The sequence below is a fragment of the Gemmatimonadota bacterium genome (assembly GCA_026706845.1).
Classification (GTDB): domain Bacteria; phylum Latescibacterota; class UBA2968; order UBA2968; family UBA2968; genus VXRD01.
In genome coordinates, this window is record JAPOXY010000007.1 from 1 (window position 1) to 9,720 (window position 9,720).

Genomic DNA, 9,720 nt, shown 5'->3' on the forward strand with positions numbered 1-9,720 from the left:
CACTGGATGATGTACACACGCGGCTTAAATGCCGGTGGCATTGGCGGCGACAACAACAGCGCATTGAAGACAGAAATTTATTTGACCCGATAATCTGGTCCGTCAAAAAAATTAGCTAATATACTTTTCTGATTGACTGGATTGCGGCTCAACACCATGCCGCAATGACACCTGCTGTCGTCACGCCTGCATGTTTTAAGCAGGCGTCCAGTGGCTTTATGCAATAAACTTATTTGACAGAGCAATCTGTCAGGCGAAAAAAAAGTTGACAAGCGAGATCATTTACTCTATTTTCTTAAATAACTCTAAAAAATAGAGAACTCTAAAATCTGTTAAAGGAGGAATCAAATGCAACCCACGCAAAAATTTGAAGAGGACATGGCCTTCGTCCGCGAAGCCGTTGAAAAACGCGATAGGAGGCAATACAACTCCATAGCCATAGCCCTGCTCTGGGCCATCATCTTCGTCGCCGGTTCTGTGCTCAACGATTTTCGTCCCCAAGTGAGCCACCTCTATTGGCCCATTGCGACCTTCACCGGATTCCTGATCAGCATCTGGATCGGAGTGCGGGCGAAGTGGGCGGAGGGCATCGCAAAACGCAGCGATAGGACTAAGCACGTCCTGCACTGGGGCAGTTTGTTTTTTACGACTTACGCTATTGCGTTCATTGCCTTGCGACACGGCCTGGATGGCTGGGTGATGGGCCAGTTCATGACTCTAATCGTTGGTGTCACCTGGTACCTGGGCGGTCTGTATCTGGACCGTCGCTTTCTTCTGCCCGGCGTCGTATGCATCGTGAGTGCCCCTGCTGTTGACTATCTCGCGCCTTACCCCTGGACCATGACCGGTCTGGCCATAGCCGCCAGCATTATCATCAGTGCCCTATGGATGAAACCTCATGAAAAAAGCACCGTCTAACACCTCCGATAGCCTTGCCCAACTGGACAAACTACTGGAACACCGGTCTCGGCTCGGCGCCTGTGTACTCCTCGCCGACACCGACGCCATGACCTTTACCAGTTTGAAACAACTGCTAAAAGAAACCGACGGCAACATGGGCGCGCACCTGCGAAAACTGGAAGACATGGGCTATGTCGATATTGACAAGCGATTCGAAAACCGAAAACCCGTCACCTGGTACAGCCTCACGGAAAAAGGCCGCGAGTCTTTAACCACACACGTAAAAGCCCTGCAAACCGTAATCCGCAGTGCTGGCATTGACTAACAGGCGTACAAACATGAAACATCTCCCCACATACAAAACGCAATGGGCAATGGTCCTCCTCCTTCTGTCTTTCGCTATGCCCGCCCTTGCACAGAATCACGCCTTTATTCAGGGCCAGGTAATCGACGAAACAGATCGCCCAGTAGCCTATGTCAACGTGCAAATCACGGGCACGCTCGACGGCGCAATCACCGATCGCGACGGCCGCTTTGCATTCTCCACACAGCACATGGGCAAATACAAATTGCACGCATCCTTTATCGGCTATGAACCCGCTCAGCAGACCCTGCATCTAACGCCAGGCGATACCACAACCGTTCGCCTGATCCTGCGCCTCGCCCTCATCCAACTCGACGAAACCACTGTCACGGCAAGTACCTATACCACAGGAGAAGACGAAACCGTCACCCTCTCCCCTCTGGATGTCGTGACAACACCTGGCGCTTCCGCAGATATATTCCGCGCATTCAAAACCTTTCCCGGCGTCGCAACCGTCGATGACGGCGCTGGCCTCTTTGTGCGCGGAGGCGACGTAAGCGAAACCGTCATATTGCTCGGACAAGCCACAGTCGTACACCCCTACAAATACGAATCGCCCACCGGCGGCGTCTTCGGCACCATCTCTCCCTTTATGGTACAGGGCACGGTCTTTTCCACAGGCGGATTTCCCGCGCGCTATGGCAACGCGCTTTCCGCCGTCCTGTCCATGGAAACCCAGAACATGCCCGTGCAGAAAAGCTACACGCTCAACCTGGGCCTCGCCGCTGGCTCTCTCGGCCTCGACCTGCCCCTTATATCCGACAAATTGGGCGTACGCTTCACCGGCAACCTCAGCTTTACCGATCTCTTATTTCGCGTCAACCACCACAGCAGCGCATTCACCACCACGCCGCGCGGGCACGACGGCAACCTCAATCTGATCTACCAGTACTCACCGACCGGGCGCCTCAAATTCTTCAGCTTCAACGCAAGCGACCGCCTGGGCGTGCGCGTTATAGAACCCTCCTTTGACGGCATATACAAAGGCAGCACCAACAGCGCGTTGCACAACCTCGAGTGGACAGACGTATTCGCCCATTGGATCATGCAGACCAGCGCCTCGCTCAACCACCACACAGCGCGAAAACAATTGGGCAATCTGGACTTCTCGCCCCGCGACCTGACCCTCAAACTCCGCACAGACATAGAACGCGCCCTCACCTCATCTGCCTTCTTGCGCCTCGGCGGTGAAATCGAACACACGAACAACCGACTCATAGGCAGCATACCTCAAGGCGATATATTCGATCCCCAGGCAGAGATCTTTGAACTCGATACCTCCTACGGTGCCCGGCGCGTGGGTGCCTACTTTGAAATCGACTTTGAATCTGCCCGCCGCATCGCGGTCAATCTCGGCACACGCGCCGATCACCACAGCCTGAACAACCAGTTTGCCATCGACCCGCGCATATCTGCGCGTTACCAGTTCACCGAACACACAGATGCACGCCTCGCCTGGGGCATCTATCACCAATTCCCCGACCCATCCAAATACAACGCCACCAGTGGCAATCCCAGGCTAAGACCTCAACGCGCCCAACACAGAATCATCGGCCTGCACCACGAACGCGACCAATTCATGGTGCGGCTGGAGGCATACCACAAACCCTACCGCAACCTCGTACTGGATCATCCCGACCTGAATCTCTCCAATGACGGCAAAGGCCGTGCCTCTGGCTTAGACCTCTTCCTCAAACGCGGCGATTTTCTCAGCACGCGCTTCAGCGGTTGGATGGCCTACAGCCTGCTGAGATCGCGCCGTTTGCAGGTGCGCCACATCGGATCAGAGACGCACTACGAAGAAGCCCCATCGCCTTATGACATCACGCACAACCTGACACTCGTCGCAAAAATGCGGCTCATAGACGACCTCAGCGGCGGCCTGACCGTGAAGTATGCCACGGGTCGCCCCATCACCCCAATAGTGGGCGCAATTCCCGTAGCAGGCCAGAACTACTACCTGCCCATCGAAGGGCCCGTCGGCTCAGAACGGCTACCATCCTTTCGGCAAGTAGATGGGCAACTGAGCTATTTGCTGCCCTTTGGCGCGAATCACCAGATCATCTTCTATCTGGCAATCAACAATTTGCTCAACCGCGCCAATGTGCTCGGCTACGACTACTCTATAGACTACAGCCAACGCCAGCCCCGCACCACCACCTTTCGCCGGTCCATCTACTTCGGTGCCACCGTCACTTTGAACCCATAGACTCAGGAGAACAGCCATGCAATACATTTTACTCGCATTCATCGCCTCCCTCATCATCTTCACCAAACTCGGATGTGCGGTTGCGCGGCAATCAACCCATGAGCAAAATTCCGGTCCGCCGACTGCCAAATCCGACGAGTCCGCACAACCCGCCGCCAGCCTCCTCACCAGCGGCAAAAATATCCTTCAACAGGGTATAAACGAGAACAATCTCGATGCAATGTACACCGCCCGGGCGACATTCGAACGCGCTCTGGCTGATAAAAGCCTATCGGCATGGAGCCATTACTACATCGCCCTCACCGACTACCGCATCGCCAACTATCTCTTAGCTCAAGGCAAAAAGAACAAAGACCAGGCCTCCAAGCACCTCAAAGAAGCGGCTGAGCATCTGGAAGGAGCCACCCGAAAAGAAGCCTCTGGAGAAGATGCCAAAACGATCGCTGCCGAAGTCTATGCACTACTATCAAGCGTGTACGGACGACAAATCAGCCTGAGTGGAATTAAAGGCATATTCCTCGGACCCAAATCCGGTAATCTCCTAAAAAAAGCCGAACAACTCGCACCCGACAATCCGCGCGTAGTCCTGAGCGCGGCCATCGGCGCTTTTAACACGCCCAAAATGTGGGGTGGAAGCAAAGAACGGGCAATGGAAGGATTCCAGCGCGCCGCAGAACTTTTTGCCCGAGAAAAACCGACCGATCCCATCCATCCCGTCTGGGGACACAGCGAGACCTATGCCTGGCTGGGCATCGCGTATATGGACCGCAATGAGAAAGATCCTGCGCGAGAGGCTTTTGAAAAAGCACTCGAGATTGATCCAGATAATGGCTGGGTCAAATACGATCTGTTGCCGAAGGTGACAGAATAGCATGTATAACGCATTAAAAAGAAAGACCGCGAGTCGAAACATCTCGCGGTCTTTCTTTTTTTAGAAATCGGTTGACAGCATCTTCAATAGCCTATTACATTTGATCTCTCCCAAACAAAAATAGTAAAAACTCAACTCACAAAGGAACGCACATGTCCAACGACAACATCATCCGCGTCGCTATCGGCGGTCAGGGTCGCAGTGGATACAACATCCATGCCAAACAATTGAACCAGATGCCCGACAAATTCAAAATTGTAGCCGTAGCCGATCAATTGTCCGAGCGCAGGCGCGATGCCCGCGAACAATTTGGAGCCGAAGCTTATGAAGACTGGCAAGACATGATCAAAGCAGGTGGATTTGACCTCTTTGTCAATGCCCTGCACCAGCCCCTGCACCCCGTCGCCAGCATTGCCGCTCTCAAAGCGGGTTCCCATGTCGTATGCGAAAAACCCACCTGCAAAACCGTGGCGCAATTCGACGACATCGTTCAGACAGCCACAGACAACAACCGCGTCTTTGCCCCCTTTCAAAACAACCGGTTGCAGCCCTACTTTGACAAAATCCAGGAAATCATCAACTCGGGCGTCCTGGGCAAAATCGTGTACATCCGATCCTCCTGGGGCGGTTTTTCGCGGCGCTGGGACTGGCAAACCCGTCAGGAAAACTGGGGCGGTGGCCTTCTCAACACAGGACCCCATCCCGTTGATCAAGCCCTCTGCCTCTTTGGCTTTGACCGCACCCCCAGCGTCTTTGCCCGCATGGACTGCAACAACCCCTTTGAAGGCGACGCCGACGATCACTGCACCGTCACATTGTACGACCCCGAACGACAGGCACCTCAAATCGACATCGTCGTGAGCAACTACCTCCATTATCCGCAAAATGACACCTATACCATTAACGGCACCTATGGCGGTCTCACAGGGGGATCATCAGCACTCAAATGGCGTTATTTTGACCCCGAAAAAGCGCCCAAACACGACATGTGGACCTGGTCGGTAAATCGACAATACACCCGCGAGGAACTCGACTGGATCGAAGAAACGTGGACACTCGAAGAAGAAAAGAAAAACAACAACTCTCCCTCCGTCTCACTCGAAAACGGTCCCGAACGCTTCTACAACAACATCCACGACGCACTCAAAAACAACGGCGAACTCCTCATCACCCCCGCGCAAGTACGCAAACAAATCGCCGTGATAGAAGAATCCCATCGACAAAACCCACTCCCCAAAAAATAAAGCACAACAAAGGAAACCCCCATGAGCATCCCCATCTTAGACACCCATCAACACCTCATCTACCCGGGCAAATACCCCTATTCGTGGACCGATGAACTCCCACCACTCAAAAACACAGCCTTCCACATCGAAGACTATTTGACCCTCACAAAAGGCAGCGGCATCACGCGCACCATTTTCATGGAAGCCTCGCCCGATGACCCCCACTGGCATGACGAAACGCAATTTGTTTATGAACTATCCGAACAACCCAATGCCATAATCGAAGGCGTCATCGCCAACTGCCGTCCCGAATCCCCCTCCGGATTTGAAGCCTATATCGAATCTGTTCAGCACCCCAAACTCGTCGGCTTCCGCCGCATCCTGCACACCATGCCCGACGACCTCTCCCAATCGGATCACTTTGCAACAAACATCCGACTGCTCGAAAAATACAACCTCACCTTCGACCTCTGCTTCCGCGCCGACCAACTCCTCATCGCCCGCAACCTCGCGCAAAAATGTCCAGACATCCAATTCATCCTCGATCACTGCGGCGTACCGGATATTGCAAACAGCGAGACAGACCCCTGGCGCGACCACATCGCGCAAATAGCCGCCCTCCCAAATGTCGCATGCAAAATCTCAGGCGTCCTCGCCTATTGCGCCGAGGGAAATGCCACCACTGAAGCGGTACGCCCTTATGTTGAACACTGCATCGCCAGCTTCGGCTGGAATCGCGTGGTCTGGGGCAGCGACTGGCCCGTTTGCAACACGCGATCCGATATCCAGACCTGGGTGCAAATATCACGCGAAATCGTCGCCAATGCTGACATAGCGGACCAGGAAAAACTCTTTCATAAGAACGCAGAACGCATTTATCTGAAAAAATAATAACGGTCCCTCATAGAGAGAGACCGTCTAATCGTGAAACGTCTCAATTTCTGTCTCTAATCCTCCTCTCCCTCGGTTGTGCGATCTTGCTCAACCTTCTGAGCAGCGGACATCCCGTCCTTTTTACCCATATTATAGGCGTGTCGTGTTGCGTGTTGTAATGCATATATTCCTATCCCGCATATTAGGGCTACAACAACAACAAATGGCAGATCAAACCCGAAAATAAATCGAACTGCGGCTATACCCACCAGACCAGATGCGGCATGGCCGACTCCCACCCAGAAAGACTTATTCATAATTCCTCCGATTCCTCGTCTGTGAGATCTTCCTCAACTTGCTGAGCAGCGGACATCCCGTCCTTTTTACCCATATTATAGGCGCGATATGATGTGGGTATCACCATCGCAGCCATAATCCCTGCCACAACAGCAGGCGATATATTGATATCCATAATAAGCCGCAGTACGACTATAACCACCAAACCAGTTGCTACATGTCCGATTCCCACTCCAATAGCCTTATACATAATCCCTCCTATTTAACCAACGCGCGCGCTCAATCCCCCATCCACCGGAAGCAAAACGCCCGTAATATACCTCGCCTCATCTGAAGCGAGGAACACCGCAGCGGCAGCCACATCCCACGCCGACCCCATTCTTTGTTCAAGAGGCACCTGTGCAGCGCGCTCCTCACGAAGCGCATCCCGGTTGACACCCTGATCTTGAACGCGAGATTCAATCGCCATCGGCGTATCCATCAGACCGGGCAAAATCGCATTGACGCGCACGCCATAAGGCGCGTTTTCAAGCGCGAGATTCTGCGTAAGCGCATTGATCCCCGCCTTGGCGATTTTGTACGCAAGCGTCCTGGGGCGAAAACACACAGCCGCCGTAGAAGAAATATTGACGATAACGCCACTTCTCTGCGTGCGCATAACGGGAAGCACATATTTACAGGTCAGAAACAGCCCCTTGAGATTGATATCCATAAGTCGCTGCCAGTCTTCAGCACTCAGGTCAACAGAACCACCGTCGCCCCTCAGCGAGCCGACATTATTGTGCAAAATATCAATACGTCCATAGCGCTGGACACAGGTCTCGGCAATCGCCCGACAATCGCCTTCAATCGTAATATCTGCGCCGAGCACCGACGCGCTCCCCTTCTCCTGTGCAATTATCCGAGCAGTCTCTTCCGCAGACGCGATATCTTTATCCACCAGAAGCACCTGCGCGCCCGCTCTGGCAAAGCGAATAGCCGTCGCCCGTCCATTGCCAATAGTCTCACCCGCCGACTGCCCCGCCCCAACGACAATCGCTATTTTATCTTTAAGCTGCATATTCTCCTACCCTACCGCGCACGCCTGCACAACATCCGACTCCATATTGACAAACGTATTCCCCTCAATCACCGTTCCGCGCGCTTCGCGCTCGATCGCAATCCCCACCTTCTGCTTCTCTCCTCCCGAATCCTCAATCCGATTATCTCGAATCTCCACATCGTACGTCGTACCGCGGATCTCAATTCCATACCCATTCTCGGCAAAACCATTATCGCGGATCACACACGAATGAATCGCATTCCTGTGCGCTCCTCGAAACTCGGATAACGGCGTCCGGAACAAAATCCCAACCTTGTGATTGCCAGCAATCTCGCAATTGACAATCCGGTTATCCGTATCTCTGTGCCCAATTGAAATGCCAAAATCCCGATTGTCCAAACACGCGCAATTCTCCGCAATGCCATCCGACACACCCCAGCAAAAGAAAATACCCTGACTATTGCCCGTTGACCGACAATTGTGAAACCGCGGTCGCTGCGATCCGCTACCCGGATGAAACCCCAGATTGGCATTGCTCTTCGACACACAATTTTCAAAAACAAAATCATCGCAAACCTGAAAACTGAACCCATCGCCATTGTAATTGCGCGCCGTCACATTCCGAAACGTATAGCGGTGGCAGCGCTGTAAAAACACCGCGCCAGAATAATTTCCATTAATCTCTTCATTCTCCTCCATATTGCCATCCAGAACCAAATTCTCAATGGTCACATCGCAAACCCCTTCTTCCGCTGTCAAAATGGGAAAAATCGTCGCCAGCGTCGCCCGCTCATCCAGCCACATATTTTTGTACACGCGCTTACTAAGCGAAATTACCCGCCCCTCAATCGCCGTCACAGTATCTTTCACCACCGTCATCCCGGACTTGCCGTAAGACCGCAACATCACCCCACATCCCACGCCAAACCCATGTGCATCCTCTACCTCGACCCGCGCCTCATACCAATCGGAATCCCGCACCAGAGAAGTCACAACCCCCTCGGCCTTCTTCAACACCGTCTCGCTACCCGACCCGAGCACAGTCAAATTTGGATGCAGATAAAGCGCGTTCCGCATCGTATATACCCCCGGCAAAATCTGCAAAATACCACCGCCCAGACGGTGCAAATAATCCGCACCAGCCTGCAAAACCCGATCATCGCTCCCCTGCAAATCCCCCTCGTCCTGCCCCACCGTCAACACCATCTCTCGCCGCTCTGTCATAGGTCGATTAGCAGAAAAATCCGACATATCAACGCTCCTCAAATTCACGAGTTATCTCACAGGCACAAAGATAAGAATGGATCGCCACACATCCAAAGACAAATTGACATAAAAAAATACCCGACGAGAACCGGGTATTTTAGCACGTAAATTTCTGTATTTTAGTAAATGCCCTGTACAGATATTTCCTGGATCGCAAGTCATAGCGACTTCAGACCATCACGATCCCAATTTAGCCATTCCCTGTCTGTCGCCATTTCTGAGAGCCACGGGTTTTCCACTCACCGATTTACCAAATCCCTCTGCAAAAAGCACAAAGTCGCTGAACCCAACTGTACCATTGCCATCTATATCATATTTTGCTTCAAAATCTCTATCACCCTCCGACAGGCCAAACCTGCTGACAAGGAGTAAAAAGTCCGTGCTTCCGACCAGGCCATCTCCATCAAAATCCAGGCTTGCAAGACTTATACCTGTCTTGATCAGTTTCACTTCCACAGTTTTGCCGTCCTGACTGGTAAATTCCATCACCGTCTGGTCAGATTGAACTGTTGCCATCGCATAGTCATATACGCCATCCAAACGCCATTTTCCTCGTAGCGTCACGTACAACTTGTAAGGCCTACTCGGCTGGTTAGTAATCAACGTGTTATCCTGCAGGTGCGGGTCTTGAATAGTCCAATTCCATCCAAAATTTGGATCAGCTACCGAAAG

11 protein-coding genes are annotated in these 9,720 nt (G+C 52.7%); 6 read left to right on the top strand and 5 right to left on the bottom strand.

Annotated elements, in window-relative coordinates; genetic code table 11:
• The first annotated feature begins 348 nt into the window (after positions 1 to 348).
• The 6 genes from OXG87_00720 (at position 349) to OXG87_00745 (ending at position 6,461) form a co-directional block, all read left to right on the top strand.
• Positions 349 to 918 (top strand): hypothetical protein, encoded by a 570-nt coding sequence (locus tag OXG87_00720; protein ID MCY3868042.1) that lies wholly within the window; start codon positions 349 to 351, stop codon positions 916 to 918.
• Positions 899 to 1,225 carry a transcriptional regulator gene (locus tag OXG87_00725; GenBank protein MCY3868043.1) on the top strand — a complete coding sequence of 109 codons (327 nt, stop codon included), beginning with the start codon at positions 899 to 901 and terminating at the stop codon, positions 1,223 to 1,225. Before OXG87_00720 ends, OXG87_00725 begins: the two co-directional genes overlap by 20 nt.
• A 13-nt stretch (positions 1,226 to 1,238) precedes the next feature.
• Complete coding sequence (locus OXG87_00730; GenBank protein ID MCY3868044.1) at positions 1,239 to 3,473, top strand: TonB-dependent receptor; 2,235 nt, start codon at positions 1,239 to 1,241, stop codon at positions 3,471 to 3,473.
• 16 nt (positions 3,474 to 3,489) lie between these two features.
• The gene (locus tag OXG87_00735) at positions 3,490 to 4,344 is read left to right on the top strand and encodes a tetratricopeptide repeat protein (protein ID MCY3868045.1); all 855 of its coding nucleotides are present in this window, start codon (positions 3,490 to 3,492) and stop codon (positions 4,342 to 4,344) included.
• Between the two features lie 152 nt (positions 4,345 to 4,496).
• Positions 4,497 to 5,588, top strand: a complete 1,092-nt coding sequence (locus OXG87_00740) for a Gfo/Idh/MocA family oxidoreductase (GenBank protein MCY3868046.1) — start codon at positions 4,497 to 4,499, stop codon at positions 5,586 to 5,588.
• Between the two features lie 21 nt (positions 5,589 to 5,609).
• Positions 5,610 to 6,461: an amidohydrolase gene (locus tag OXG87_00745; GenBank protein MCY3868047.1), complete on the top strand. Its 852-nt coding sequence runs from the start codon at positions 5,610 to 5,612 to the stop codon at positions 6,459 to 6,461.
• A gap of 56 nt (positions 6,462 to 6,517) precedes the next feature.
• Here the strand turns inward: OXG87_00745 and OXG87_00750 are convergent, their stop codons facing one another.
• From OXG87_00750 to OXG87_00770, 5 genes are all read right to left on the bottom strand, one after another.
• Positions 6,518 to 6,760: a hypothetical protein gene (locus OXG87_00750; protein MCY3868048.1), complete on the bottom strand. Its 243-nt coding sequence runs from the start codon at positions 6,758 to 6,760 to the stop codon at positions 6,518 to 6,520.
• Positions 6,757 to 6,990, bottom strand: a complete 234-nt coding sequence (locus tag OXG87_00755) for a hypothetical protein (GenBank protein MCY3868049.1) — start codon at positions 6,988 to 6,990, stop codon at positions 6,757 to 6,759. The genes OXG87_00750 and OXG87_00755 overlap by 4 nt, the downstream gene beginning before the upstream one ends.
• Positions 6,991 to 7,002: 12 nt before the next feature.
• On the bottom strand, positions 7,003 to 7,800 hold the full coding sequence (locus tag OXG87_00760; protein MCY3868050.1) for an SDR family NAD(P)-dependent oxidoreductase: 798 nt from the start codon (positions 7,798 to 7,800) through the stop codon (positions 7,003 to 7,005).
• A 6-nt stretch (positions 7,801 to 7,806) separates the two neighbouring features.
• Positions 7,807 to 9,033 (bottom strand): right-handed parallel beta-helix repeat-containing protein, encoded by a 1,227-nt coding sequence (locus OXG87_00765; GenBank protein ID MCY3868051.1) that lies wholly within the window; start codon positions 9,031 to 9,033, stop codon positions 7,807 to 7,809.
• 192 nt (positions 9,034 to 9,225) lie between these two features.
• On the bottom strand, positions 9,226 to 9,720 hold a 495-nt coding region (locus OXG87_00770), incomplete at its 5' end, for a hypothetical protein (GenBank protein MCY3868052.1).